Here is a 26,331-nt window from a genome sequence, read left to right as displayed (position 1 = left end):
TTTTAATTCCCTATATAAGCAGCAATTACAAATTATCTGTGTCAATTCCCTTTTCTTTGAGTTTAGCTAACAATTCTTGATAGCGATCGCGCTCTTTTTCTAATTCTTGTAAAGCCGCTTCCTTTTCTTGTGAAGCCGCTTCTAATTCTTGTAAAGCTGCTTCCTTTGCTTGGCGTTCCCGTTCTGCACGTTGGCGTTCTTGTTCCCGTAACTGATCAATTTCTAAGGGGCTTAAAAACTTTTGTCCGGTGGGAGAAAGAATTTCCAGGGTATCCGGTGTCAGTGTAAAACGGATTCCCAAACGCGGACTTACCCAGCCATTCATCTCTTCGATTACTTCAAAACTATCCCCAGAACTGAGCAAGCCATTTAAATCGTTCTTAGCCGGATCATAAATATAATATTCTTCCACACCGTAACGCTGGTAAAACTGCAATTTTTTGGTCATTTCTTTGAGGGTGTTACCTGGCGAGAGAATTTCAAATACTACCTGTGGGGGTATATTATCTTCATTCCACTGTAAATAGGAACTCCGTTTTCCTTTTGGTCTGCCAAAGACTACCATCGTATCGGGCGCTTGTTTAATATTAGGGTTTCCTTTAACTGGATACCAAAACAAATCTCCGGCGATAAATACATCAGCTGGCGATGCGAATAAGATTTCTAAATTTTCTTTAATTTTGACAATCCATGCAAATTGTTCTGTATTATCCGCCATTGGCTGTCCGTCGCTTTCCGGGTAGATGACTTCGATGGTGGTTTCTGATGTGACTTGTTGTACCATTGCTGCACCTCCAAGTATGGGGTTTTTAGTTCAATAGGGTTGGGTTAAAGTCAAAAACCAAAACCAGCGTAGGTTGGGTTGAGGGACGAAACCCAACATTTTCGGTACTTTGTTGGGTTTCACTACGTTCAACCCAACCTACAATTATCCTTAACCCAAGCGTATTGGTTTTTAGTTGATATTTCTAGTTGAGATAGCGATCGCCTTAATCTAAGATGCGTAAACGCAAAGCGGCTTGTCGCCAGACATCGCTTGTCTGAACTTATTCATTTAGAGGCGTTTTCTGTACTGCTTGCTGGACTTGTACAACATCCAAATCTAACGCCTGTGCTATCTGTTCGACACTTAAACCCAGTGCTAGCAGTTTAGGTACAGCTTCTAATTTTGCCTCAAAACGACCTTCTTGTTTACCTTCTTGTTTGCCTTCTTGTTTACCTTCTTGTTTAGCTTCTTGATAAACTCGCGTTTGCTTTAACTCACTTAATCCAAACATTGCCTCTATCTCCTCTCGACTTATGTTAGGAAATTTATAAACCAGGATTGTCTCTATTAATTCTAGTAATTGTTTTTGTGGCAGTTGCAAATTCACCGCTTGTTTGGTACGGTTGATTAGTTCTCTGGCGGTGGTAATGGTTGTATCTTCATTTTCAATTACTAATTTTATAGTAGCAATCCCTATGGGAAGTGATGCTGTTTCTCGTAATTCATCCAAATAAATTCGCGTCACACGTTGATTAGGAAAAAACTCATGACAATCTTTTGTATCTCCTGTATCAATACTCCTAGTAGGATAAATCACCACTCCTCGCCAAGAATTTTTAGATTTCTTTTGCCGCAAATAGAGAAATACTTCCGAAACTAGACGCAAATAAATATCTGAGTCTGGCTGAAATTGAACTTCGACAAAATAAATCGGATTTTCTTCGTCTTGAGTTGGAAGAAATACACCATCTATCCTAAAGGCAGTTTGTTTGATTTCAACTGAAGAGAATTGATAGGTATTTGCAGTTTCGGGAGGATTACCAATCAGTTCAAAGAAGATACTGGGGAATTCTTGAAATAGGCGATAAAATATGCTGTCAGTTTTCACTCTGGATGTTGTAGCACAGTTTTGAACGGGAGCAATTTTATAATGTGCCGCTCTCTGATTGCATAAATTATCTCATAAGGAAAACTAGCTATTCGGCAGCTTCTTGTATTTTTTGATAATAAAATCCATGCTTCGGGAAACTGTTATGGAAATTTCCCTTCTCTCACTTCTACAGCATAATCTTGTACAGCTTTGGTAATCGTCTCCCGCAAGTTCGTGTAAACCTTGGCAAATGGTGGATGCTTTTCGGTAAGTCCGATGACATCTGAGGTAACTAAAACCTGTCCATCGCAGTGAGATCCGGCACCGATACCAATTGTCGGAATGCTCAGTTTTTGTGTAATCTGCATTGCTAAATCTGCGGGGATATGCTCTAACACTAGAGAAAATACACCAGCTTGTTCGAGAGCGATCGCTTCATTTAAAATTCTTTCTCCCGTTTCCTGGCTCTTTCCTTGTTGTCGCAAACCCAGTTGATGTACTGATTGCGGTGTCAAACCTACATGACCCATTACCGGAATTCCAGCTTCTACCAAACGAGCTATGGTTTCCGCGATCGCTGGATAGCCACCTTCCAATTTTACCGCTTGAGCGCCTGTTTCCTTCAGTACCCGTCCAGCTGAGTGCATCGCTTGCTGGAGACTTTCTTGATACGTCAAAAATGGTAAATCTACAACCACTAATGCGCGTTTAACTCCTCGACGCACGGATTTAGCGTGGTATATCATCTCATCCAAAGTTATCGGCAGTGTTGTTTCATACCCTAGAACTACTGCCATAGAGTCACCCACAAGGATTAAGTCTACACCAGCTGCATCGAGGAGTTGAGCGATCGCATAATCCCAGGCGGTCAATGCTACAATTGAACGTCCCTGTTGTTTCCATTGAATTAATTGCTGGGTAGTGATTGCCATTGCCAATTTTAGATTTTAGATTTTGGATTTTGGATTGGGGATTAGGTATCGGTTATTAAGTATTGGGGATCAGGAATCAATTTTCCGAGTCCCCAGTCCCTAGTCCCCAGTCCCTAATCCCTACTTAACAGCGCGACTGAAAGCAATATGGGGTTTTGCACTGTTCGTTTTGGGCATTAACCAAGCTAGACCTTCACTAGTACCAATCCATAATTTATTGCCGATGTCAGGTGCAAGTGCAAGAACCCGACTAGAAGGAAGTCCAGCAACTTCTGCATCTAACACAGCTCCTGTATTTGGATTTAATCGTAACAAACCATTATTAGTCCCGACCCAGACACTACCATCTTTAGCAAAACGTATCACTGTAACGTTACGCCCACGCAGACGAGTCACAGACCGCAACACTACACCAGTTTTTGGGTTAATAACTAGCAAATTATTTGGCATTCCCGCCCAAATTAATCCTTCTGGACTAATAGCTAGAGCTTGTACAGTCGTCCCTGGTAAATCGGCAATCCGCTTCATAATCGCTGCACTAGCAGTATTTACCCGCACCAATCCATCAAGGGTACCAACCCACAGTTGACCTTCAGCATCTAAAGTCAGGGTATTAGCGCTGACACCAGGCAGATTTTTTAATGTTGTCATAATTAAGCCTTGGTCGGGACTAATTAGGGCTAAACCACTATCGGTTCCAGTCCACAAATAACCCCGCTTGTCAAGTAACAGCGACAACACCCGTTTAGAAGGCAAAAATAAATTCTGCGCGGTGATTTCGTTAGTGCGGGGGTCTACTCGAATTAGTCCCTCATAACTTCCCACCCATAAGCGTCCTACTTTGTCTTGAGCTAAAGCACCAATGGTAACATTTGGTAAGCTAACCCTAGAAATAATCTTGCCGGTTTTAGGATCAATTCGTGATAGTCCCCGCCAAGAACCTACCCAAAGATTGCCCGTAACATCTCCCAGTAAGTTACCAACACGATAATCAGTTTCTGGCGAATGTTCTTGCACTCCCCGCTCATCGGGTAAGGGTTCTACTCGCGGTGGCGGTGGGGAAGGTGGGTAAGCAGGGGTTACATCAGATGAATTAATGTCAGGGGTTTTTTGTGCCCATCCCATACTTGGCAGACCTATCAACCCCAGCAAAATAGAAGTAATCAATAAACTAGTACGCTTGTAAAACAATACCACGGTGATATTTCCTTTGGAGACATTACCCATAGCCTTTACCTAAACTGGCTTTGGGTTAACTCCAGTGTTCCCGTAGCTGGGATTTTTTAAACGTCATAGGCAATTTTTCTCAAATTCAATGGGCATTGGGCATTGGGCATGGGGCATTGGGCATTGGGGAAAGAATTCTTATAACTCCTCACTCCAAACTCCTCACTCCAAACTCCTAACTCCAAACTCCCCACTCCCCAAAAGCTTCCCTACAGTTATTTATGACAGTTTGTAAATCATTTGTAACAAAATGTTTAAATCTTTGATATGTAATAACAAATTCATATAGTTAAGTTAAAAACTTTCAAAGAATAACTTATCGAATTCTTGATATATTGTGAAACAAGTTACAAATTACGTGGTGTGCAATTTTTTATCTTTAGTTGATCACTCTACTAAATCTGTGTCAAGTAGATTCTTTTGTGGTATCTTTTCCATCAGCGGGGAAGATACAAGGAGTATGGAGGCGGGAATGTGTGCCAGCCAGCCCAATCCGCTGAATACCCTGATTTGTAAGGGCGTTATCTAAATACTGCCCGCAAAACGCGGAAGTTTTGGTGAAATTGAGAAGGTTTAGTCGGGTGCGAAGAAGAGGTAAAAAAGAATTTTGATTCGTAGGAAGAAGGAACAGTAGAAGCGCTAGGTCGTGCTACCCCTAGAAAGTGAGAACACTGGTGAGGAGGGTTACCACCGCTACCAAAGTGTCCGCAGCAAAAAAACTGCTAACCTCTGCTAAAGGCAACCCCTAACAAAAATTTTTCCTGATCTTCCCCTCGTTGAAGGGGGGAAAGACCGGGGGTGAGGGAAAGTTGCACAAAACGTGATTTGATAATTAAAAAGAGTGATTTCAGGGAAGGATAAAATATGTCTTACGCTCAAACGAAGACTCAGAGCAAATCTGGGTATAAAGCCGGGGTTCAAGATTACAGACTAACTTATTACACACCCGATTACACACCAAAAGATACCGATCTTCTAGCTGCGTTCCGTATGACACCCCAGCCTGGTGTTCCTCCCGAAGAAGCAGGCGCGGCTGTAGCGGCTGAGTCTTCCACAGGTACTTGGACAACTGTGTGGACAGACTTGCTCACCGACCTCGATCGCTACAAAGGTCGTTGCTATGATATTGAACCAGTTCCCGGCGAAGATAACCAGTACATCTGTTACGTTGCCTATCCCCTGGACTTGTTTGAAGAAGGCTCTGTAACCAACGTGTTGACCTCAATTGTAGGTAACGTATTCGGTTTCAAAGCTCTGCGGGCACTGCGTCTAGAAGACATCCGCTTTCCAGTAGCTTACATCAAGACCTTCCAAGGGCCTCCCCACGGTATCCAAGTTGAGCGCGACAAATTAAACAAATACGGTCGTCCTTTGCTGGGTTGTACAATTAAGCCCAAATTGGGTCTTTCCGCGAAGAACTACGGACGCGCTGTATACGAGTGCTTGCGCGGTGGTTTGGACTTCACCAAAGACGACGAAAACATCAACTCCGCACCATTCCAAAGATGGCGCGATCGCTTCTTGTTCGTTTCTGAAGCTATCAGCAAAGCTCAAGCAGAAACCGGTGAAATCAAAGGTCACTACCTCAACGTCACCGCTCCCACCTGTGAACAAATGTTGCAACGGGCTGAGTACGCTAAAGAACTCAAACAGCCCATCATCATGCACGATTACCTCACCGCAGGTTTCACCGCTAACACCACATTGGCTCGTTGGTGCCGCGACAATGGTATCTTGCTGCACATTCACCGCGCTATGCACGCTGTAATCGACCGTCAAAAGAACCACGGTATCCACTTCCGTGTATTAGCTAAAGCCCTCCGGTTGTCTGGTGGTGACCACATCCACACCGGCACCGTAGTTGGTAAGTTGGAAGGTGAACGCGGTATTACAATGGGCTTCGTTGACCTGTTGCGTGAAAACTACATCGAACAAGACAAGTCTCGTGGTATCTACTTTACCCAAGACTGGGCTTCTCTACCTGGAGTATTTGCAGTTGCTTCTGGTGGTATCCACGTATGGCACATGCCCGCGCTGGTAGAAATCTTTGGTGATGACTCCGTACTACAATTCGGTGGTGGTACTCTGGGACATCCTTGGGGTAACGCTCCTGGTGCTACCGCTAACCGCGTCGCCTTAGAAGCCGTTATTCAAGCTCGTAACGAAGGTCGCAACTTGGCTCGTGAAGGTAACGATATCATCCGTGAAGCTGCCAAGTGGTCTCCTGAACTGGCTGTTGCTTGCGAACTGTGGAAAGAAATCAAGTTCGAGTTTGAAGCAATGGATACCGTCTGATCGAAAGTTAGGAGTTAGAAGTTAGGAGTTAAGAGTTACATTAATTCATAACTCATAACTCATAACTCATAACTCATAACTGTTGACGGCTGGGGTCAAGCATGAATCTTAAGCAAATTGCGAAGGACACAGCCAAGACTCTCCAAAGCTACCTGACTTATCAGGCTCTAAGGACAGTACTGGCACAGCTAGGCGAAACAAATCCTCCATTAGAACTTTGGCTGCATAACTTTTCGTCTGGCAAAATTCAGGATGGTGAATCATACATTGAGCAACTGTTGCGAGAAAAACCAGATTTGGCTTTGCGAATCATGACTGTTAGGGAACACATTGCGGAAGAAATCATCGAATTTTTACCGGAAATGGTTCACACTGGCATTCAGCAAGCCAACATGGAACAGCGTCGCCAGCATTTAGAACGCATCACACGAATAGACACATCTAACCCCAGTCTGCAACCAGAACAGCAAGCAACTTCAGATCCGAATTTGGATAACTTATCCAATTAATTCGGTCAACCTAGTAGTAAAAAATCGCAACCCATTATCAAAAGCTATGCAAACTTTACCAAAAGAGCGTCGTTACGAAACCCTTTCTTATCTGCCCCCTCTGACTGATGCTCAAATTGCCAAGCAGATCCAGTACATTTTGAATCAAGGTTACATTCCAGCGATCGAGTTTAACGAAACTTCTGAGCCAACAGAATTATATTGGACAATGTGGAAGCTGCCTTTGTTCGGTGCTAAATCCACTCAAGAAGTATTGAGCGAAGTTCAAGGATGCCGTTCTCAATTCAACACCAGCTATATCCGTGTTGTGGGTTTTGACAACATCAAGCAGTGCCAAATTCTCAGCTTTCTTGTTCACAAACCCAACAAACCCAACAAATACTAAAGTTAGCAAGCTTTAAGTAATTGGTTTATGCAATAGGAGAGGTAGAATTATCTGCCTCTCCTATTTACTAGATTTGTTTTGAAAGGCAGAGGGACGCAGAGGTTTACGCAAAGGGGCGCGGAGTTATTCTCTGAGTGCTTCTGCTTTTTTTAAGAGAGTATTAATGCTGATAAAAACTGTACAGAAAGTGTTCCCACAATACTAAAAGGTGCGCCAGGAATCACACCTAAGCGATCGCTGTTTGGTGAGCCAAGATAATATTCTGTGTTGAACAAATTACGGAAGTTCAGTTGCACTCGCCAGTTCTCCCGTCGGTAGAAAATTGAACTATCGAAGCGAACATAGCTAGGAATCTCGTAGGTGTTGGCAAGGTCGTCGGAGCGATCGCACTTTGTCTAGCTGCATCATCCAGTATAGTGCTAGTACTCCTGCCAATCTCAGGAAGTTTAGCTAATCATTTTTGTTCACTTTCATACTCCTTACACCACCGTCAATACAAATTAATGCCGATATTTACACAGAAAATTAGCGCTCAAGAAACTTTGCCTTTGGGGCTATAATTTGTAATCAATCCGCCGCGATCGCAAATAAATCCCTAATTCTTACCTAACCGATCAATTATTTGCATCGTCTACTGTTTGAGATTTTTCTCTTTTTAGCGATCGCACTGCATAATAAACTCGGTAACAACAGGAATTAGTTTCAAAGTCGTCTTGAGTTCATGGTGAATGCTCCTAAATTACTTAAAATCAAAATTCAAACCCTACTGTTCCCACCACTGTGAAAGGTTCGCCGGGATTAACCCTTGCACTGCTGTCAGCATTTTCAAAATATTCAATGTCTAACAAATTCTTGAAATTCAGGGCTGTCCGCAATCTCCCTTGCTTATAAAAGATGGCAGCATCGGTACGCAGATAACTTGGTAACTCAAAGGAGTTTGCCAAATCTCCCTGGCGATCGCCCACCTATAACTATCTATATATATAGTTGTCTGCCTATAATTTGGATGCGACACCGATAGCGTTCGCGCAGCGTCTCGTAGAGAAGGCATCGCTTCCACTTCCCCTGTCCCTTACCCTTTTTCTTAGAGGAAATTTCAGGCTGTGGCTGGGCTTGGGTCAAGATAGTACAGCGCTCTTGGAGGAATTTTAGGTGGGCGGGCGATCGGGGACATCAATGAATTGAGAAGACTTTGAGGCTCTGATTCCACGTATTAGCCCTAACGTGTAGCAAACGTCTCAAGGCTTTGAGTCTCTCCACATCAGTTTATCGTATTCGACCTTGCCATAATCGAGTTTAATAATGCGATCAGCAGAGTCAAAATAGGGGTATGAGTAGCATTCGCGCAGAAAACCGATTTCAGAGATATTACATGAGTAAAACAAGCATATTTAGAAGCTGAAATCCTCATTTTCTCGTTGAGTAGTGACTTGATGATAAGCAGAGCGTCAATGACCTTCGTTCTGGATATAATCCTTATATAATAGGACTTTCAAGCTTATCCCGGTTTTCGGTTCGCCTGCTACTCAAGCCCTATTCTCATGCAGCCCAGCCCGATCGCTGAAACTTCTAAATTGCTGTTTCCAAGTTTTCTTTTCTGCATTTGCTTTTCTTCCTAAATTATTCTAGAGACCTGATTTAAAGCGATTGCTTGATGTCCTCCGTCCTGGAAGTCCCGTTGTCCGATGATGTCGTCGGGTAATCGTTGGTGGCTTTAGCATCCGCACGACGACAACTCCAGCGCTCAATACAACCAGCGTGCTGACGAGGAACACCGCGCTCAAGCTGCCCCCGCTCGCGACCAATCCTAATGCAGGGCTGGCAAGTCCCAGCGACAGGTCGAGAAAAGCGGTGTAGGCTCCCATCGCAAGTCCACGACTTGACGCCGGGGCACGACGCAGTGCTTCTACGCCTAAAGCAGGGTAAACGAGCGAGTAGCCAAGACCAGTGAGGGTCGCCCCAAACAACGCCAATGTAGCCCCAGGCGCGAGCCAGATCAGCGCTTGACCGATCGCTTCGATTAGGATGCAGACCAACGCGACCTTAGCACCACCAATCTTGTCCGGCAAGTGACCGAAGGCAACGCGCCCGACGATGAAGGCGATGCTTAGAAGGGAAAAGGCGAGCCAGGCTTGTCCCCACCCATGTTGTGCAAACAGCAGCACAATGAACGTTGCGATCGCGCCGAAGCCAACGCCACTGAGCGCCAAACCGAGACCCGGCACCCAAACAGCACTCATTACTCTGGTGAATGCAGGGCGGGTCTGGGGCATCGATGGAACAGCTTGGCACGGCGCGACGAGCAGCAGGGTGACGAGCGGGATTACGGTGGTGGTAATCGCGATCGCCACAAAACCGTATTGGGCGTATAGGGTAGTGCCAACCGGAGCGCCGACCGCAAACGCGGCATAGAGGGCCGTTCCAACCCATGCCATGACTTTGCCTGTGTTCTGCGAACCCAAGAGCACAAGTCCCCAACTCAGCGCTCCTGTGATGATGAAGCTCTCCGCCACACCGAGCAGCGCCCGACCCATCAGTAGAATTGTGACCGAAGTTTCAGGCTTGCCAACGAAGCGAAGCGATAGCAGGTAGAACAGCCCGGATGCGACTGCAATCAGTAGTCCAGCAACAACGGCGCGTTTGGCTCCCCGGCTGTCGGCGTAGTAGCCTGCCCACATCCGCGAAAGCAGCGATGCCATAAATTGGCTACCAGCAACAAGACCGACTACGAAGGTGCTGAGTCCTAGTCCTTGGTGGACGTGAAGTGGGAGTACCGGCAGCGCCAGACCAATGACGAGGTATGCAATGAAGACCACTCCGATAATCGGTAGCAGTACTGCCACGGTGGGAGGAGTCGTAGATGTCCGAGAAGCTTTATTGAACATAGAACTGGGCACGTTAAGGGCTGGGGTATAGCTTGGAGCCTTTATTGAGACCTATTTATTGCTTAAAACCTTATTCAATACTTCAGCAGCATTATCGGCTTCAGGCTTGCCGACTTTGGACTTGAGAACGGATACGAGACTGTTCATCTGTGCCTTGGTCAGTCCAGTATTCATGCCGATTCTAAAATGTGCTTGCAGTTGGGAGTTGACACCTTTCATGCTCGAAAGAGCTGCAATGGTCGCAATCTCCCTACTTTGAAAGTCCAGGTTGTCGCGCCCGAAAATGTCTGCGAACAGGTGACTTTTCAAAAACTGATCGATGGCGGGAGCAAAAGTATAGATTTCTCCAGCAACCGGACTTCCTGCTAGGCGCGTCTGAATTTCTGTTCCAAGTTCGAGACGACTTTTATCGGTAGAAAGTGGGCTTGCTTCCCTGCCCGCTGCGTCCTTGATTCCCTTTGCCTCCCTTGCTTTGAGAACGCTCATGAAGGTGTTGAGGGCGTTTATACTGCGCGGGAATCCCGCATAAGCATACAGTTGAACCAAAACCTCCTTGATCTCATTTACCGTCAAGCCAGCATCAAGCCCTTGATTTAGGGCAGCAGACAAATCTTCCATATCGCCGTTGGCGGTAAAGGCGGCGATGGTGACGATGCTTTGTTGTGGTGCGTTTAAAGTTTGATCGTTGTTCATTGTTTGTGCATCCGACATGCATGAAAGGTTAAATATTATTACAGACACTAATGCCAATAACACGATGAGCTTTTTCATCAAAACTGCCTCCTTATTTGCCACTGCTACCGAGTCGTGGCAAACGGTTCTTTTAGGTTTCACGCCTTTGAGAGGATGCAACGGGCGCATAAGGTCAATCAATTTTGGATTTTGGATTTTGGATTTTAGATTGACCCCATGCACGCCACTTGCTTTATGCCGGGAAACCCGTCCACCGCAGTGGCTCATTAATGCAGGGGCTTCAATTAAAAATTTTGGATTTTAGATTTTGGATTTATTCCACGAATAAATTCGGGGGTTTCAAACCTTTTTAAATTTTGGATTTTGAATCTTCTTTTCCATTATCCAAAATTTAAAATCTAAAATTCGGTGACAAGGATCGTCAGCGCCGTCTGGCGTGATCTCCAATATTTGTCGCGTTCACTACCGAAGCGGTGAAGAGTTTGATTTTCATGGTTTTTTCCTCCGTATTTTGTTTTTCACTCTTTGACCTCTTCAGCTCGAATTCACTTCGCGCCGAGCGAAACGGGATCGGTCTCGACAAGTTTGAGGGACTTAACCATTTCCTGGGTATTGGTCTTGTATTTTTTGAAATGAGGCGATTTGATGTGCGCTTTGTACGCATCCACATCAGCATACGTCTCAAGAATTCTTATGCTGGTGGGGCTATCCTTTAGAGAGACGGCGTATAAGGTCAGCACCCCCGGCTCCAGGCGAATGGAAGCCTCGATTTCCTCCCTAAGCTCAACTTTATAATTTTCTAACTGAGCTGGATCAATCTCAATTTCCGAGAGTCGTACCATGCGTCCTTGGGTCTGTTCGGCAGGGGCACGCCCGCACGCGCACAACAGACATAACGTCAGCACCGATGCGCCAAGGATTGGAAATCGTCTAGCTTTCATGTTGACCTCCTGGTAGGTTGTTGAAGAAGCCCATGCATCTGCGATCGCTTCCGGCAGTGAAACGTCCCATCATTTTGGCGCGATAGATGTTTTATCAAGCTCAACCGTCGCTTTTAAAGAGCCTGGCACATTGAAAGCTTCTAGGCCAGAATCGATCTTGCCTATGACAATGATTCCGGGTTTGGGGATTTCCTGGTCGTCGTGGCGATAAAAGATCGCCACATCGGGGCCGGGAGACCAGTAAACTATCTCCCCGACTTCATAATTTTGCGTTCGCTGTCCCTCGTCCGAAATCGCTCTCGGCAGGTGGGCGAACTTTTCTCTTTTAAACAAATCGTTCATTGTCAGCGTTAATGGCAGCAGAGAAATAAAATCCTGAGTGGTTTTGCTGTCGTTCAAGGTGGCTGTAACGGTTTTGTCTTCAACTTTTATGCTTATCTTCATAACGAATTGTTGTTTTTTGAAGTTCGTCTTTTCATTGGAACCGAATTATATTTGGTACAAAATAAAGCACTGGAACGAGAAGAAAACAGCCTAAGGACAGATAGACATTCACAAATACTAAGAAAATTGATAGCAGGTAGATGACGATCGCAGGAATACTGTTTCTTGGCCCCAGAACTTTTGCGAATTCACGATCAACGGTGAAAAGCCCTCTATAGCTTGCGTAGCCTCTTAATCCATATATAGCCAATGTACTGATAAGCGAATTTACACCATAGAAAAGAATCGGAAATTGATCGGTTGGATGATCGCCAACAAAAGCAGTTGGAAATGGAAGAAAACAAATCGATAACAAGAAAAGGTTGTTCAACCAGACCAGTCCGAGTGGCACACTGCGTAAATGGCGGAAAAAATAATGATGATTCACCCAATAAATAGAAACCATCACAAAAGACAGCACGAAACTGACAAATTTCGGAATCAGCGGTGCCATTGCGGCGGCATACTGACCAAAGCTGGAATGGTCGGCAATCTCTGGAACGTGCAGTTCTAGAACAAGCAGGGTCATTACGATCGCAAAAACCCCGTCGCTGAAACTTTCAACTCTATCCTTTGACATTAGTAATGAGTTATTTGGATTTCCCCTCATATTGTTCATCGCTGACCTGTTCCATCCAGTCCACGGGCTTGCCGCAGCAGTAGTTTGGCATAACCCCGACTCCCAAACACGCTTCGTTCTTAGACGTATCTTCAAAATGTTTTGCGCGTGCCGTTCACCGGCCAGTTAGCTGTTCATGAAATTCCGAATACCGAGCGCCTTCTACCTTGATGTTTGAGGAGGCACTTTCGATGGCGCAAAGATCGTCTGGCGTAAGTTCAATGTCCACCGCGCCGAGGTTTTCTTCAAGGCGATGCAGCTTCGTTGTGCCGGGAATCGGAACGATCCACGGCTTCTTTGCCAGTAGCCACGCGATCGCGATCTGAGCAGAGGTCGCTCTCTTTTTTTATTGCTTTAGCTTCATTTTATGAATTCTAGAGAGCAAGCAATAGAACGATCGTCTAAGATCGTTGTACAATCCTGCAAACTTACACCTGTTTCAATTTAAGTCGCGATAGATTCTATATATGTTTGCGAGCCGCAACATATAGCCCCAGTTATATTTTAAATCTTTGTAATGCTGGGTTTTCATGCCACAATTCCAGCAGTAGAGAAATTTTGCACTCTCTAATGTGTTAGTCATACTGTTAGTAATTTGGCTACAAACTTAGTTTTCCCGAAAAGAAGGAATAGATTCACTGCCAAAGTTTTTACTTTTTGGGTAATTAGTCACAGCTTGGACTTTGGACAAAAAAAGAGTTATTCGCGTGTCATTTACGCGAATAACTCGAATGATTAATTTTATTTATATGTTTTCCGCCGATTTGATAGAATCGGCTGACTATAGCGCCAATTAACAACGCTCCGTTGTGCAGCATTACACGTTAGAGCCAAAACGTGTAATTACTGAAGGTAGTAATTATGCAGCAAATTACTCTAACTGAAGCATCTCAAAACTTACCTGACTTAGATTAAAGCAGCACTCAGTGGTGAGGAAATTATGATCATCAAGGATAATCAACCTTTGGTGAAGTTAACTGCTGTGTCGTCATTTAAACGCCGTCCTAAGTATGCTAGTGCCAAGGGACTTGTGACAATATCTGATGACTTTGCTCAACCACTAGAAGATTTTAAAGAATATACAGCGTATTTCAGGTAAATGAAGTACACAGGTAGGGGCACAACATGTTGTGCCCCTACGATTATCTTTACCTCATCAACTTGCAATCTGCTGTATGTAATGAGGCAGCTACTGGACACTCATATTTTTATTTGGTTTGTGATGGGTGATCCAAAAATCAGCGTTAGTATGCGATGGCGCAAAGCGATCGCAAATTAAAAATAATGAAAATCTACTGAGTATTGCTAGTGTTTGGGAAATGGCAATCAACCATAGCATTGGTAAAGTCAACTTTGGTTTGGCTTTTGACGAGTTTATTGAACAGCAAATAATTAGGAATGGTATTGAATTACTGCCAATTGCAATAGGCCATATTACTGTTGTTGTTACACTACCTTTACATCACCGTGACCCATTCGACCGAATTTTAATTGCACAGTCGGTAGTTAAAAATCTGCCTATACTGAGTGCTGATAAAATCTTTGATGCATATCCAATTGAGCGTTTATGGTAAGTAGCGCTCCTTTTATACCAAAAAATAAATAAACAGTCATCACCAAAAAAACTTAACATTACTTTAAGCAGTGCTAGGCAAAGATAATTTTATGGGTTATTACATCGCTCCCCGCTTTCTGGACAAACTGGCTGTCCACATCACCAAAAACTTTCTAAAGCTTCCTGGCGTGCGAGTTCCCGTGATTTTAGGTATTCACGGACGCAAAGGAGAAGGCAAAACATTTCAATGTCAATTAGTCTTCGAGAAAATGGGTATCGAAGTGACTCACGTATCTGGCGGCGAATTGGAAAGTCCAGATGCAGGAGATCCAGCGCGGTTGATTCGGCTGCGCTATCGGGAAACAGCGGAACTAATCAAAGTACGCGGCAAAATGTGTGTACTGATGATTAACGATTTAGATGCAGGTGCTGGACGCTTTGATGAAGGCACTCAATATACTGTAAATACGCAGTTGGTGAATGCCACACTGATGAATATTGCTGATAATCCCACAGATGTGCAGCTGCCTGGAAGCTATGATTCTACGCCTTTACATCGTGTGCCGATTATTGTCACAGGTAATGATTTTTCCACTCTCTATGCACCGTTAATTCGGGATGGACGGATGGAGAAATTCTACTGGGAACCAAACCGAGACGACAAGGTGGGAATTGTCAAGGGGATTTTTGAACCGGATGGACTGTCACAGCGAGAAGTTGAGCAGCTAGTTGATACTTTTGTCAATCAGTCAATTGACTTTTTTAGCGCTTTGCGATCGCGCATTTATGACGAACAAATTCGCAACTACATCCATCAAGTAGGTTTTGAGCAGGTATCTTTGAGTGTGGTTAACAGCGTTGAAGGGCCACCAGAATTTAAAAAGCCAAATTTCAGCCTGTCTCACTTAATGGAGTCTGGTAACTTCCTCGTTGGTGAACAAAAACGGGTGGAAAATTCCCATTTGGTTGATGATTACAATCGACTAAATCGAGGTAGAAATTCTCAATCTGCACCACCTGCGGCTGTAACACCAATTAGTCAGCCGTTAAGCAATGGCGCAACCCAAGAAGCAAAAACTAATAAATTCCAGAAACAGGAAGTATCGAGTCCACATTTGACTCTAGAGACACAAGAACAGATTCGGCAATTATTGTCTCAAGGTTACACAATTAGTATTGAACACGTAGACGAACGCCGTTTTCGCACAGGTTCTTGGCAAAGTTGTGTTCATAGCCACATCGATGCAGAGTCTGATGCAATCTCGAATTTGGAATCAACTCTGGCAGAATATAGCGGTGAGTACGTGCGCTTGGTAGGTATCGATCCAAAGGCCAAGCGGCGGGTTTTGGAGACGATTATTCAGCGTCCGAATGGGAAAAATTAGGGGTAGATAAATGAGAAAGAGCGATGTCTACCGACAAGCCGCTTCTCTACCAGACGCTATGCGTAGCTTGCTTCTCCGTAGGAGTATGCATCTACGCACTACAAATACCAAGAGCGATCGCTTTTGTCAATTCTCAAACAACTGGAAAAAATATGCTGACTCAATTTGATAGCTGAATCCTAACCCTTTAACTACAAGTAATTGCTGAAGCCGAGTTAACTGTAGTTAAATCGCCAGTGAATACTGCTGTGTATTGATAAGGTGATGAACCAGAGCAAGTCATGGAATTTGTATTAGCGCGACGGGGAGTCCACCATGACTTTGCTTGCACAGTCAAATTTGTGCCATTCCATGATAGGTTTTGGACAACTAAAGAGTTAGTTTGTCCATTATCCGCCTTTTTGGCAGATAAAAATGTGGCATAGGAAACCTCGCCATTGGCTGGATTTATCTGGGCTATAACTGCGACTTTTGGGCCGCCTCCGCTACCATAGCTAGATAACCAACGCCCAGTTGCAAAGCGGCGAAAATCATTACCAGTCTGACTACCAGTGGAGGAGTAAACGCCATATAAAACATTGCCCCCATCCCAAAACAATCCATAACCTGTACCATCGTCATTTGTTGTTTCGTAATCACTACGACACCATGTTTTTATCCCACTAGTGAAACGGACTGTCACAGGGTTTTTGTTATTAGATGAGACTTGTTGATAACCAATGTAAATGGAGGTATTTCCATTAGTTACTTTGGGGCCATTTTTAGCTTTGATTGTCCCTTCACTATCATCGCAACTGAATGTTACAGCATTGCCGATAGATGAATTTACGGTTTGGGCAAAAACTGGAGAAGCTTTTTGTGTGATTACTAAATCAGCTATTAACACCACAGACAAAGAGAAATTTGCCAAATATTTTTGCAATTTGGGAGAATAAATCATGGTAGAAACCTGCCGAGAACACGTAAGGGAAAACACCGTATTACTATAAACTCTAATCAGAGTTTAAACAAGTAAAAAGGCTGAAACTACCAAATGACAGCATTTTTAAGCTAATTAAAAATTTAGCAGACTACAAAGTGCATAATATAATATGCATGGCATTGCATGATACTAACTGTATATGATGGTTCTTTATTAAAGAAGATAAGTGAATAGAATAAATTGCGTAAGCAAAGCCCACCAAAGGTATCGCAGTAGTCAACAACAAATAATTTTAATGAACAAGTAGCGTTTGCTCATTCTCCACATTCCTTGCTAGAAGCTTTCTTTGCCTCTGCATTCTGTTTCTTGCCGTGTTGTATTAGATAGTTTTAGCATTCTCATCTGATACTTTTCCTGCACCAGCTTTCAGACGGCTTAACCTGCTTTTGCGGACACATTCACTATCACGAATCCCACCCGCTATCTCATATTCACTGCTGTTTTTGCCCTACTTAAAAGCAACGCCTCTCACCATTTTATCTGTAAGATTGCTCAAGGTTTTTTCTATTTCATCAATTTTAATTTTAGAAGAGTCAATCATAGCTAAAGCGATGTTATAAGCATCAAGCATAGTGCGTAACTGCACAGAAAATTGTGGTTCAAATAGATGAAAAAAGTTGTAAATAGGAAATTAGAGCAAACCTTAATTGTTTAGATTTTTGCAGCAAATAAATGCTGCTTCACTACGTCTAAGCGTGAACAATTCCAATAATCGATATGGGAGACAATCAAACCATCAGAGTTAATACCTAATTCACTCCAACCAGGAATAGAGATCCGTGGCTTCCAGGGGAGAGGAGTATTCCAACTAAGTGTCCACTCAGTTTTTATTGTGTCTCCCAAACGTTGAATATTATGTAAGTCCATCTTGGGATCTAAAAACCAAGTTTGGATAAAACTAATCATTGCTTTGTAACGTTTAACACCACGAAATTTATTTAGCGGATCTTGAAAATAAACGTCTGGAGCGTAAATGCTGTAAGTTTGATTCACTGGGAATCTTTGATAGTCTTCTTTGAGGATTTCAATGATATCCATAATAAATAGATATATCTGTAAATTGGTTTAATATGTAAACGGGGCGCGGATATAAATCTCGATTAAAAATTGAAACTAACCTTCATTCCATAAACGTTCTAATTGACGCCGCCAAGCAGTTAGAACTTCTTCTCGCGCCTCTGGGGTTTGATTTATTTCGCCCATTAATCCTTCTGCGTAAAAGCGTTCTAAGCTTTGCATAGTAGCTTGCAGAGATTGTCCTTGCTGTTTTGCTGTCTGAATAATTTGGCGGATGCGGCTTTCAATTAGTCGATTAAAGACATTATCTAATCCAGCCTGATAGAGAGATACAAGTCGGTTGATTGCATTGGACAAATCTGCACTTACTAAAGTGCCAATGTTATGTTGAAATACTCCCCAAACTACCCCTTCATACAAAGCGTAACGGACTTCCTGAGTGTCATCAAAGTTAGCTTCTAGGAACTGTTCTAAAAATGGTTGGGCTTCTTGGATGGGCACAATAGGCAGTAAAACTCGCAGCCAAGTATTATCTTCGGAAAGCAGCACCAACAGCCGAAAAGTAGAAGTGTCTACTTGCCACGATCCAGGAGCGATAGCACTAATAGCTGCTGTATCAAATAATGCTGTTAGCGTACCCGCAATTTCTTCAGGTGTCATAAGCCTTTATTTAGATATAGCCTCTAGATTAGCGCAGAGGTGCATCAACTTATTCACTAAAAGGCTGTGCTGCTTGTCGGACAACTTCCTGAGATAAAGTTTCAGTTCCCCTGAATACGCAGTGGGGGCGTACACTTAGCTGTGCGCCCCCACAAATGAATGTATTCCACCGAATTGAAATATTTTATTTAAATTATCGAATTGCTCAAAAATACAATGCCGATCGCACAGAAAGCGAAGCCAGCAATGCTAATTTTTCCGGGTAAAATTCGGTTTATTTCTCCCATACCCATCGCACTACCAATTTCTCTAGCAGTCATGACAACCGCAAACAGAGTTAAGCTCATGCCTAGTATATAGGCAACTAGTGGCATCATTCCTACCCCAATAATAGATTCGGCATCAGCGTAACCCTGAAATAAACCAGCACTGACGCCCACCAGAGCAAGTACCATAAAGTTTGGTTGATTTGGCATCATCAGCATAGTACCAAAAACGATGGTAGAAATGGCGATGGCTGCGCCAACGCTTTCAGCGAACGCTATTTCTGTGCCTGGGAAATTTAGCTGGAATAAATGAATTATAATCCCCAAGATTGCTGCTAAGACAAAACATCCAGTTATCGCAGCGCCACGAACAAACACAGATGAGAGTAAGCCAATAGCAACAATACCAACTAAACAATCCAAGCCAATTACTGGATCTGCCAGTCCCCAGAGAAAGCCTTCCCAGCAGTTAGAGATGACATGATCGGCTGGTGTTCCGCTCAATGAACTCAGTAAGCTAATTAAAATTAGAGCTGCGATCGCCCCAATATGCCGATGCATTAACTTCAAGGTGTAAAATTCTCCCCAAGCACGGGATTCTGATAATTTAGTTTTGAACATTACCATATGCCAAATTAGTTTTTTCGGTAATTTATACTACCCACATACCCAAAAAAACTAACGTGGTAATAACGCCAGATTACACTAGCTTCATCAAGTTATGTAAAATCACGGTTATTCCAAAAGTCTTCTGATAACGGGCTGCGATCGCTAAATTTCAGGGTAATGACAATCCATTCGGGTTGGATGTCATTAAGCACAAACCCGATTAGGCATTTCCAGTCGAAGACTCTTGACGAGACATTAGCGGAACGGGCATAGTGTAATTCCTAAAGAGTAGGGGCGCATAGCTAGCTGTGCGCCCCTATTTCATGCAATAAAATATGTTTATAGGTCAAAACTTTAATGCAGTAATTCCTCAACTTGATGTTGGCTCCACAAAGTTCTGTATAAACCCTTTTGTTGTAAAAGTTCCAAGTGATTGCCTATCTGGACAATTTTTCCCTTTTCCATCACAAAAATTCGGTCACCCGCTGCCGCCGCCGATAATTGATGGGTAATGAAAATTACTGTTTTGCGTTCAGTACCACCGGAGAGATTTTTGAGGATTTGCGTGGCTGTTTGATTATCCACACTAGAGAGAGCATCATCCAAAATTAACACTGGAGCATTGACCAGCATCGCCCTAGCCAAGGCAGTCCGTTGTCGTTGACCGCCAGAAAGAGTAATACCGCGTTCACCAACAATAGTTTCATATTTCTGGGGAAAATTGTTAATTTCTGATTCAATTTGGGCAAGTTGAGCGACAGATTCTACTTGCTCTTGTTCGCTAATTGGATCACCATAGCGGATATTATTTTTGATTGTAGTGCTAAATAGAAAGCTATCTTGAGGAACGTAGGCGATCGCACCTCGTAAATCTGCCAAAGCTATCTTAGTAATATCCAGCCCATCTAAAAACAATTGTCCTGATTCAATATCTAACAAGCGCGGCAAAGCATTCGCCAAAGTTGATTTCCCCGAACCAATTGCCCCAACAATGGCCACGGTTTCTCCCGGAGCAATGGTAAAGTTAACATTTGCTAAAGCTGGAGTAGTGGAACCAGGGTAACTGTAGGTGAGATTTTTAGCTGTCACTTCCCCTTTAAGTTCAGCCATTGGTAGATGTATAGCATCGGCTGTGTCTTGAATTTTCGGTGTGACAGAGAGAATAGATTCAAGGCGGTCAATACTAACTTCACCCCGTTGGTAGGCAGTAATTGTGAATCCTAAAAGGGCTGTGGGGAAAACTAAACGCTCTACAAAAATTAACAGTACTAAAAAGTCGCCAACCGCAAGCGTCCCAGAAGACATCCGCGCTGCCCCTAGCCAAATAATCACTAGTAAACTGACATTAGCTAACCCGCCAATTAGCGGAAACAGTGTATTTCGGATTTTTGCCAGTTCCAAGTTAGCAGTCAATAACTGGTGATTTTTCTTGGCGAAGGCTCGACGCTCGTTTGCTTCTTGGGCATAGATTTTAATCAAGGCAATGCCACTGATATCCTCTTGGATGAGTTCGCTGATGTCAGAGAGTTGCTCTTGGACTGCTGCTTGTTGTTTGCGTAAGCGATCGCTAAACAGACTCACCAACAAGAGCATAAAAGGGTACACTGCCAGAGAAGCTAGTGTGAGATCCACACTAATCGCCAGCATTACTGGCAGTGTCAGGGCGTAGGCAAACACCGTATTTGCCAAACTCAAAACTGCAAAACCCAATAACCGCTTGATATTGTCCACATCACTGGTAGCCCGATTAATCAAATCGCCAGCAGTATTACTGGCAAAATAAGCCGGTTCCAGCTTGAGTAAGTGTTCAAAAATCCGTTGTTTCAGGTCAAATTCTACCTGACGCCCCACCCCAAATAGCCAAATGCGGGATGCCATCCGCATTAGCCACATCGCCGAACTTAGTAATACAATGATTACTACGTTATGTAGTATTGAGTAGTTGAAGGTTGTTGAGAGTTCATTAACACCAGCACGAATTAACAAAGGGATATAAACGCCTAGTGCATTGACAGACAACAAAGCGAGAATGCCTAATGACGCTTCCCGCCAATGGGGTCGTAGGTAAGCACTGAGTTTAGCGATTCGTCGAGATTTTGCCATTAAAGCAATTTTGCAACTTTATCATCCTAGATTAACTGCTAGTCCAAGAAGGCAGCTATTTTGTAGAGGGAATATTACTTCTAAATTAAGCTTTTTTTACCTCTTTCAACTGAATAGTTATTGCCGTTCCCTTTCGCCCAAAGCCGAATGGTAACGTCTACTCAAACTTTTGGTGGTCTGGCGGTAATCACAGCCTTAATTAAAACAGCTACTAGTACCGCGTTCCCTGTGGGGAACGCGGTACTAGGGCGTGGCATTGTGACGTAAGAGGCAGGGAACAGGAAGCAGGGAGCAGGGGAGAAAGATTTTGGAATTTCCCTGGCAAAAGGGTTTCAGAGCAACTAAATTTATTTATGCTCTTCATCAAAAATATTTATTTCGAGCGGAGAGTGCCACAAGAAATAATGCGTCCAAGATCAGAGCCAATACATTTATGTATGGGGTTCTCCCCTTTGCTCCCTGCCACCTGCCTCCTTTCCTCTTCTGTGACCTTTTTAGTTTTTCTTTTTTAACTTTATTACCGCTGAACACGCAAGAACCTGTAAATTTCAAAGAGATAACTTTCCCAAGTTCTTGTTGTCAATTGCAACGTTTCCGCATTTGGTACAAAGTCTTCAAGCCGTAAACCGCGTGTGCGAATATCTTGAGGACTTCCTTGTAACAAGTAGGGAGGCACTCTCAAATTATAAGAAAGAATGCGATCGCCCCTTATATCTGAGATGTTTGCTCCGGTGGTTTGTTGCCCTAATGCCACCAGTGTCCCAGATGTTGGTGCAGCAGTTGCTACATAGGTTGCACCTGCCATTGCTAGAGGTGCTCTATAAAGTAAATAAGCAACTGCTGGTGTACTTGCCAACAGCAAAATTGTCAGTGCCCAACCTACCAAGTATCCTCCTGGTTTGTCTATTCCACCTCCTTTGATTCTCTGAGATGCAAAAATCATCAGTAAAACAGAGGCTCCTAGAGGCTTGAGTGGAAAAGATAGTATCCTCGACAATGATGCCACAGCTGGTTCATTGGGGTTAACAAAAGATAGGGCTATGATTACCAAGATAACGACTAAGATTAATCGCCCTACAAAAGTTCCAGAGGGATAAAATCGCTGGAACAGAGAATATACGATAGTGCCAATCAGCAGCCACAGCAGTACCCGACTTAGCAATAGAAACATAGATTAACTCTCAAATTTTCTGGTGCGGTGAGCCAGTGTGGTGTTAAGACAGTCCACCTTGCTAGGGGTTTCCACGCCATTGCTTCTCTGAACAGAAAAAGAAGTGGCTCCCCAGAACGAACTGTCCTGCATGGTTTCCCTGTATAAAACAACTAGTGACTTCTTCGCTGCAACGCTAGAAGCGTCACCCGTAAGGGTCAAACTAGAGGTTTTGGGAAATGGATTTATTTTATTGTCAAATTGTAATCGTACTGTTTGACTCAAAATACCTTAAACCTCACACCCAAAGACTACCGTCGTAGTGATTTTAGTTCAAATTTTTAACACTGCGTCTATTATTTATAATTTTCCAGAAGAGTAATCTGGTACCGGTAAACTAAATTAATTGAGTAATCGACTCAAAAGGATAAAACTATGTCGCTTGGAAAGCCTAGCATTTTGGTAACAGGGGGAGCTGGATACATTGGTTCCCATACGGTGCTTGCTTTGAAGCAAGCGGGTTATAACGTTGTGATACTTGATAATCTGGTCTATGGGCATCGTGACCTAGTAGAGAAGGTTTTACAGGTAGAACTGATAGTAGGGGATACAGGCGATCGCGCCTTGCTAGATCACCTATTTAAAACCCGCGATATTGCTGCTGTGATGCACTTTTCTGCCTATGCCTACGTAGGAGAATCGGTGACTGACCCAGCCAAATATTACCGCAATAACGTCCTTGGTACTTTCACCCTCTTAGAAGCGATGCTGACGGCATCTGTGAAGAAATTTGTCTTTTCTTCTACCTGTGCCACCTACGGAATACCGGAATTCGTGCCCATTCCAGAAACCCATCCCCAAAATCCGATTAATCCCTATGGCGCTACAAAGCTAATGGTAGAGCGGATTCTCTCTGATTTTGATGTTGCTTACGGTTTCCAATCAGTGCGTTTCCGCTATTTTAATGCTGCTGGTGCTAATCCCAATGGCTTGCTTGGCGAGGATCACAACCCAGAAACCCATTTGATTCCTTTGGTGTTGATGACAGCTTTAGGTAAACGAGAATCTATCTCAATTTTCGGCACCGATTACCCCACGCCCGATGGTACTTGTATTCGCGATTATATTCACGTTAACGACTTAGCAGATGCCCATATTTTGGGATTGGAATATTTATTAAAAGGTGGCGATAGCGAAGTTTTTAATTTGGGCAATGGCAGCGGCTTCTCTGTCAGAGAAGTCATTGCAGCAGCCGAACAGGTGACAGGAATTTCCATACCAGTCGAAGAACGCTCACGCCGTCCTGGCGATCCCCCAATTCTCATTGGCACCAGCGAGAAAGCTAGAACAATCTTAGGCTGGCAACCTCAGTATCCATCCATCAAAGATATTGTCGCTCATGCGTGGCAGTGGCATCAACAGCGACATAAATAAAAGTTAGGAGTTAGGAGTTTGGAGAGACGCGATTAATCGCGTCTGTACAGGAGTTTGGAGAGACGCGATTAATCGCGTCTGTACAGGAGTTTGGAGAGACGCAATTAATCGCGTCTGTACAGGAGTTTGGAGTTAGAAAATTTTAGATTTTTCCTTCAATCTAAAATCCAAAATTCAAAATACTTAAGTCTTGAATTCATAACTCTCAACTCCTCACTCATAACTCCTAACTTTTAACTACTCCCCACTCCCTCTCATGCTTCGCAGTACGACAACTAAGATGCCAATAAATCCGAGGATTGGAAGTGCGATCGCCCAAAGTGGTAATTTCTGAGATTCACCCTCTACTAAATCGCCGTTGACATCTCGCAGGTTTCGTGTATTATCTGTAGAGCCACCTGCCACAGTCACTTCAAATTTGAACTTAAAGGGTTTGAATCTTGCTCCAGAGACGGGTTTACCATTTAGTTGCAACTCATAAATACCTGGCTTGGGAAAGACAATTTCCGCACCTGGGATGCCTTGATAGCGTTCAGTTGCCACAGGTTTTAACTCTGGCTCTAGGAGTGCAGGCTCTCCACCTACATAAGGTTGGGCATAAACAGCCAACCGACAATTACACTGTGCCAGAGGAATTACCTTTCCACCTCTGCGGGTAAGTGCAAACCAGGCTTGGCTTGCTTCACCAGCACGGGGATTATCATTTGGTTCAACGTGGAGGGTGCCACCGACATCTCCAGCTACCTCCACCTGATGAGCAGACGCAGGGTTAAGATTAGTTATTGATATAACTAAGCAACTCAGGAATAATAAATACTTTATTGTTCCTTGACTCTGCCAGAAAATGCCTTTAAGCGGGTAACGTCTCTGTTTTTGACTCGTTGGGATGGAGCCAGAAAACAAGGATGATTTACCGCAATTTGGTTGGAGGGACATAAAACTTTTCTACGGCTAACTTTGACCAAAAAAAGCGCGAACGTACTAGTAAGACACCAAGAGTAACAATTACTATCAGTACTACCGCTAATTTATTTCCCCAAGTTGATTGTAAGGAACCCAGGTAATGGGAACCAATCAACACAGTATGAATGACACTCAAGAGCAAAGCTGGCACACCCAATAGATGAATCTGTCGCCAACGCTTGCCCAAAGATTTCTGCAAGGATTCCCAACTCGTAAAAGCGGCGGGGGACATTAATACCAATGCTACAGCACCCGCAGCCATACCCCACTGAAATTCTGGCGGCATAAAATCAAAGGCGGCAAAATTCCATTGCAATGAGTGTTCTATCATGTGGGCGGTGTGAACCACAGAAAGCACAAAAGATCCCACCCCCAAGGCGCGGCGGTAACGCAGTGGTGAAGCCCACAAGCCACTAATGGGACGTGCAATTAACGCCAAGATTAAGCAAAACAAAGCGGCGTGTCCGGTGTAATCTACCATTGTGTCACCAGTCCGCAACAAGGTGATGACGCCAATGGTGAGTGTCACCCAACCGCCTAATCGAAACAACTGACTGCGCCTGTCTTTACTTACCAATGATGTGGAGATGCCTACACCCAGCATCGTGGGCAGGGTTCCCAAGCCAAACGCCAGCATAGTTGCCCCACCCATCCATAAATTGCCAGTTTGGGCGGCTTTAATTTGGGCAGCATACAGGAAACCACAGGGCATTAAACCCCAAGTCATTCCTAAAAGCATTGGCGTCCACCATTTGGTTTTGAAGGAAAGCTTAACCATTCCTGTGCTGAGGCGATCGTGTAAACTACCTTGCAATAAGGGATGTAAAACGGGAATGTGCGGCAGCAAATCGGGTTTTACTTGTCCTAAGCCGAACCAAATCAGCATTACACCAGTTATAATTGCCATCCAGCGCCGGAAGTCGCTGCCAACACCCGCTAGTTGTCCACCTTGCAGCAATACCGAACCTAGCGCCCCAATGCCAGCACCGACTAGAGCATAGCTCAACATCCGCCCCAGGTTTAGCAAAAGATGAAATTTTAATTGCTGTCGCCAAGTGTCGGACTTTTCTAAGGTTGATGTCCGTCCCAAAGAAGCTGTTTGTGAAACTTTTGGCTGATGAGACAGGGAAAACGCCACTGTTAGAGGGCCACACATCCCAAAGCAATGCCCAAAACTCCCCAAAAACCCCAGGATTGAGATCAGCAACAAATCTACCATAAAAAAAGTCCTGAGTCCTGAGTGTAAGAATAAAGATTTTGAAGAATTTAAGAAGAAATTGTTTTCTCTTCTTCTTTGCTCAGTACTCAGTACTCAGCACTCCTCTAGTGGGGCACTTTAAGTTAAGTTGCGATCGCTGTCAAAAGACAAACCGTCAAACTTG

At 43.9% G+C, this 26,331-nt stretch carries 29 protein-coding genes and 1 pseudogene; 9 read left to right on the top strand and 21 right to left on the bottom strand.

All coding sequences use genetic code 11. The features are described 5' to 3' along the window. Window positions 1-25 precede the first annotated feature (25 nt). From V7K30_RS00440 to V7K30_RS00425, 4 genes are all read right to left on the bottom strand, one after another. The gene (locus V7K30_RS00440) at window positions 26-784 is read right to left on the bottom strand and encodes a Uma2 family endonuclease (RefSeq protein ID WP_334996052.1); all 759 of its coding nucleotides are present in this window, start codon (window positions 782-784) and stop codon (window positions 26-28) included. Window positions 785-1,046: 262 nt separating this feature from the next. Further along, window positions 1,047-1,874: an Rpn family recombination-promoting nuclease/putative transposase gene (locus tag V7K30_RS00435; RefSeq protein ID WP_334996050.1), complete on the bottom strand. Its 828-nt coding sequence runs from the start codon at window positions 1,872-1,874 to the stop codon at window positions 1,047-1,049. 143 nt (window positions 1,875-2,017) lie between these two features. Then, window positions 2,018-2,788: a 3-methyl-2-oxobutanoate hydroxymethyltransferase gene (panB, locus tag V7K30_RS00430; protein WP_334996048.1), complete on the bottom strand. Its 771-nt coding sequence runs from the start codon at window positions 2,786-2,788 to the stop codon at window positions 2,018-2,020. Between the two features lie 120 nt (window positions 2,789-2,908). Further along, entirely contained in the window at window positions 2,909-4,015 is a 1,107-nt protein-coding gene (locus V7K30_RS00425) for a ligand-binding sensor domain-containing protein (protein WP_334996046.1), read from the bottom strand. An 864-nt stretch (window positions 4,016-4,879) separates the two neighbouring features. Between V7K30_RS00425 and V7K30_RS00420 the strand changes: the two genes are divergently transcribed. The 3 genes from V7K30_RS00420 to V7K30_RS00410 all read left to right on the top strand — a co-directional run bounded on the left by V7K30_RS00420 (window position 4,880) and on the right by V7K30_RS00410 (window position 7,204). Then, the gene (locus tag V7K30_RS00420) at window positions 4,880-6,310 is read left to right on the top strand and encodes a form I ribulose bisphosphate carboxylase large subunit (RefSeq protein ID WP_334996044.1); all 1,431 of its coding nucleotides are present in this window, start codon (window positions 4,880-4,882) and stop codon (window positions 6,308-6,310) included. Window positions 6,311-6,411: 101 nt separating this feature from the next. Next, complete coding sequence (gene rcbX / locus V7K30_RS00415) at window positions 6,412-6,819, top strand: RuBisCO chaperone RbcX (RefSeq protein WP_334996042.1); 408 nt, start codon at window positions 6,412-6,414, stop codon at window positions 6,817-6,819. 46 nt (window positions 6,820-6,865) lie between these two features. Further along, window positions 6,866-7,204 (top strand): ribulose bisphosphate carboxylase small subunit, encoded by a 339-nt coding sequence (locus V7K30_RS00410; protein ID WP_334864191.1) that lies wholly within the window; start codon window positions 6,866-6,868, stop codon window positions 7,202-7,204. A 149-nt stretch (window positions 7,205-7,353) separates the two neighbouring features. Here V7K30_RS00410 and V7K30_RS00405 read toward each other — a convergent pair whose 3' ends face one another. The 3 genes from V7K30_RS00405 to V7K30_RS00395 all read right to left on the bottom strand — a co-directional run bounded on the left by V7K30_RS00405 (window position 7,354) and on the right by V7K30_RS00395 (window position 10,020). Next, window positions 7,354-7,500, bottom strand: coding sequence for a hypothetical protein (locus V7K30_RS00405; RefSeq protein WP_334996040.1), 147 nt, complete (start codon window positions 7,498-7,500; stop codon window positions 7,354-7,356). Window positions 7,501-7,953: 453 nt separating this feature from the next. Beyond that, a complete protein-coding gene (locus V7K30_RS00400; protein WP_334996038.1) occupies window positions 7,954-8,169 on the bottom strand; it encodes a TonB-dependent receptor in 216 nt (71 codons plus the stop codon). Window positions 8,170-8,829: 660 nt separating this feature from the next. Further along, window positions 8,830-10,020: an arabinose transporter gene (locus V7K30_RS00395; protein ID WP_334996143.1), complete on the bottom strand. Its 1,191-nt coding sequence runs from the start codon at window positions 10,018-10,020 to the stop codon at window positions 8,830-8,832. Between V7K30_RS00395 and V7K30_RS00390 the strand changes: the two genes are divergently transcribed. Further along, window positions 9,995-10,120: a hypothetical protein gene (locus V7K30_RS00390; protein ID WP_334996147.1), complete on the top strand. Its 126-nt coding sequence runs from the start codon at window positions 9,995-9,997 to the stop codon at window positions 10,118-10,120. The two genes, V7K30_RS00395 and V7K30_RS00390, sit on opposite strands and share 26 nt — an antisense overlap. 20 nt (window positions 10,121-10,140) lie before the next feature. Here the strand turns inward: V7K30_RS00390 and V7K30_RS00385 are convergent, their stop codons facing one another. From V7K30_RS00385 to V7K30_RS00365, 5 genes and pseudogenes are all read right to left on the bottom strand, one after another. Continuing rightward, window positions 10,141-11,049 carry a carboxymuconolactone decarboxylase family protein gene (locus tag V7K30_RS00385; protein ID WP_334996036.1) on the bottom strand — a complete coding sequence of 303 codons (909 nt, stop codon included), beginning with the start codon at window positions 11,047-11,049 and terminating at the stop codon, window positions 10,141-10,143. A gap of 278 nt (window positions 11,050-11,327) precedes the next feature. Next, entirely contained in the window at window positions 11,328-11,723 is a 396-nt protein-coding gene (locus V7K30_RS00380) for a putative quinol monooxygenase (RefSeq protein WP_334996034.1), read from the bottom strand. 69 nt (window positions 11,724-11,792) lie between these two features. After that, on the bottom strand, window positions 11,793-12,167 hold the full coding sequence (locus V7K30_RS00375) for a cyclophilin-like fold protein (RefSeq protein ID WP_334861084.1): 375 nt from the start codon (window positions 12,165-12,167) through the stop codon (window positions 11,793-11,795). A 31-nt stretch (window positions 12,168-12,198) separates the two neighbouring features. Further along, window positions 12,199-12,786 carry a TMEM175 family protein gene (locus V7K30_RS00370; RefSeq protein ID WP_334996032.1) on the bottom strand — a complete coding sequence of 196 codons (588 nt, stop codon included), beginning with the start codon at window positions 12,784-12,786 and terminating at the stop codon, window positions 12,199-12,201. A 154-nt stretch (window positions 12,787-12,940) separates the two neighbouring features. Next, window positions 12,941-13,150 (bottom strand): annotated as a pseudogene (locus tag V7K30_RS00365) (aldo/keto reductase); the annotation flags it as partial. 615 nt (window positions 13,151-13,765) lie between these two features. On the opposite strand from V7K30_RS00365, the gene V7K30_RS00360 reads away from it, so the two are divergent. From V7K30_RS00360 to V7K30_RS00345, 4 genes are all read left to right on the top strand, one after another. After that, window positions 13,766-13,924, top strand: a complete 159-nt coding sequence (locus V7K30_RS00360) for a hypothetical protein (protein ID WP_334996030.1) — start codon at window positions 13,766-13,768, stop codon at window positions 13,922-13,924. A 127-nt stretch (window positions 13,925-14,051) separates the two neighbouring features. Beyond that, a complete protein-coding gene (locus V7K30_RS00355) occupies window positions 14,052-14,399 on the top strand; it encodes a type II toxin-antitoxin system VapC family toxin (protein WP_334996028.1) in 348 nt (115 codons plus the stop codon). A gap of 91 nt (window positions 14,400-14,490) precedes the next feature. Continuing rightward, window positions 14,491-15,765 (top strand): ribulose bisphosphate carboxylase small subunit, encoded by a 1,275-nt coding sequence (locus tag V7K30_RS00350; protein WP_334996141.1) that lies wholly within the window; start codon window positions 14,491-14,493, stop codon window positions 15,763-15,765. 23 nt (window positions 15,766-15,788) lie between these two features. After that, on the top strand, window positions 15,789-15,941 hold the full coding sequence (locus tag V7K30_RS00345; RefSeq protein ID WP_334996026.1) for a hypothetical protein: 153 nt from the start codon (window positions 15,789-15,791) through the stop codon (window positions 15,939-15,941). An 11-nt stretch (window positions 15,942-15,952) separates the two neighbouring features. Here the strand turns inward: V7K30_RS00345 and V7K30_RS00340 are convergent, their stop codons facing one another. The 7 genes from V7K30_RS00340 to V7K30_RS00310 all read right to left on the bottom strand — a co-directional run bounded on the left by V7K30_RS00340 (window position 15,953) and on the right by V7K30_RS00310 (window position 22,573). Further along, window positions 15,953-16,705 carry a hypothetical protein gene (locus V7K30_RS00340; protein WP_334996024.1) on the bottom strand — a complete coding sequence of 251 codons (753 nt, stop codon included), beginning with the start codon at window positions 16,703-16,705 and terminating at the stop codon, window positions 15,953-15,955. 490 nt (window positions 16,706-17,195) lie between these two features. Then, window positions 17,196-17,333, bottom strand: a complete 138-nt coding sequence (locus V7K30_RS00335) for a hypothetical protein (RefSeq protein WP_334996021.1) — start codon at window positions 17,331-17,333, stop codon at window positions 17,196-17,198. A 65-nt stretch (window positions 17,334-17,398) separates the two neighbouring features. Continuing rightward, complete coding sequence (locus V7K30_RS00330; RefSeq protein ID WP_334996019.1) at window positions 17,399-17,785, bottom strand: DUF2358 domain-containing protein; 387 nt, start codon at window positions 17,783-17,785, stop codon at window positions 17,399-17,401. 75 nt (window positions 17,786-17,860) lie between these two features. After that, window positions 17,861-18,424: a hypothetical protein gene (locus V7K30_RS00325; RefSeq protein ID WP_334996017.1), complete on the bottom strand. Its 564-nt coding sequence runs from the start codon at window positions 18,422-18,424 to the stop codon at window positions 17,861-17,863. Window positions 18,425-18,612: 188 nt separating this feature from the next. Further along, window positions 18,613-19,311 carry a HupE/UreJ family protein gene (locus V7K30_RS00320; RefSeq protein ID WP_334996015.1) on the bottom strand — a complete coding sequence of 233 codons (699 nt, stop codon included), beginning with the start codon at window positions 19,309-19,311 and terminating at the stop codon, window positions 18,613-18,615. A gap of 342 nt (window positions 19,312-19,653) precedes the next feature. Continuing rightward, window positions 19,654-21,402 carry an ABC transporter ATP-binding protein gene (locus V7K30_RS00315; protein WP_334996013.1) on the bottom strand — a complete coding sequence of 583 codons (1,749 nt, stop codon included), beginning with the start codon at window positions 21,400-21,402 and terminating at the stop codon, window positions 19,654-19,656. Between the two features lie 517 nt (window positions 21,403-21,919). Beyond that, a complete protein-coding gene (locus V7K30_RS00310; RefSeq protein WP_334996012.1) occupies window positions 21,920-22,573 on the bottom strand; it encodes a hypothetical protein in 654 nt (217 codons plus the stop codon). A gap of 414 nt (window positions 22,574-22,987) precedes the next feature. On the opposite strand from V7K30_RS00310, the gene galE reads away from it, so the two are divergent. After that, a complete protein-coding gene (galE, locus tag V7K30_RS00305) occupies window positions 22,988-23,986 on the top strand; it encodes a UDP-glucose 4-epimerase GalE (protein WP_334996010.1) in 999 nt (332 codons plus the stop codon). A gap of 237 nt (window positions 23,987-24,223) precedes the next feature. On the opposite strand, the gene V7K30_RS00300 is transcribed toward galE, so the two are convergent. Continuing rightward, window positions 24,224-24,922 (bottom strand): hypothetical protein, encoded by a 699-nt coding sequence (locus V7K30_RS00300; RefSeq protein ID WP_334996008.1) that lies wholly within the window; start codon window positions 24,920-24,922, stop codon window positions 24,224-24,226. Continuing rightward, window positions 24,897-26,168, bottom strand: a complete 1,272-nt coding sequence (locus V7K30_RS00295) for an urease accessory protein UreH domain-containing protein (protein WP_334996006.1) — start codon at window positions 26,166-26,168, stop codon at window positions 24,897-24,899. Before V7K30_RS00295 ends, V7K30_RS00300 begins: the two co-directional genes overlap by 26 nt. Between the last annotated feature and the right edge of the window lie 163 nt (window positions 26,169-26,331).

Origin of the sequence: Nostoc sp. (assembly GCF_036917655.1) — a bacterium.
Lineage (GTDB): Bacteria > Cyanobacteriota > Cyanobacteriia > Cyanobacteriales > Nostocaceae > Nostoc.
This window is presented reverse-complemented; position numbering and strand designations above follow the sequence as displayed.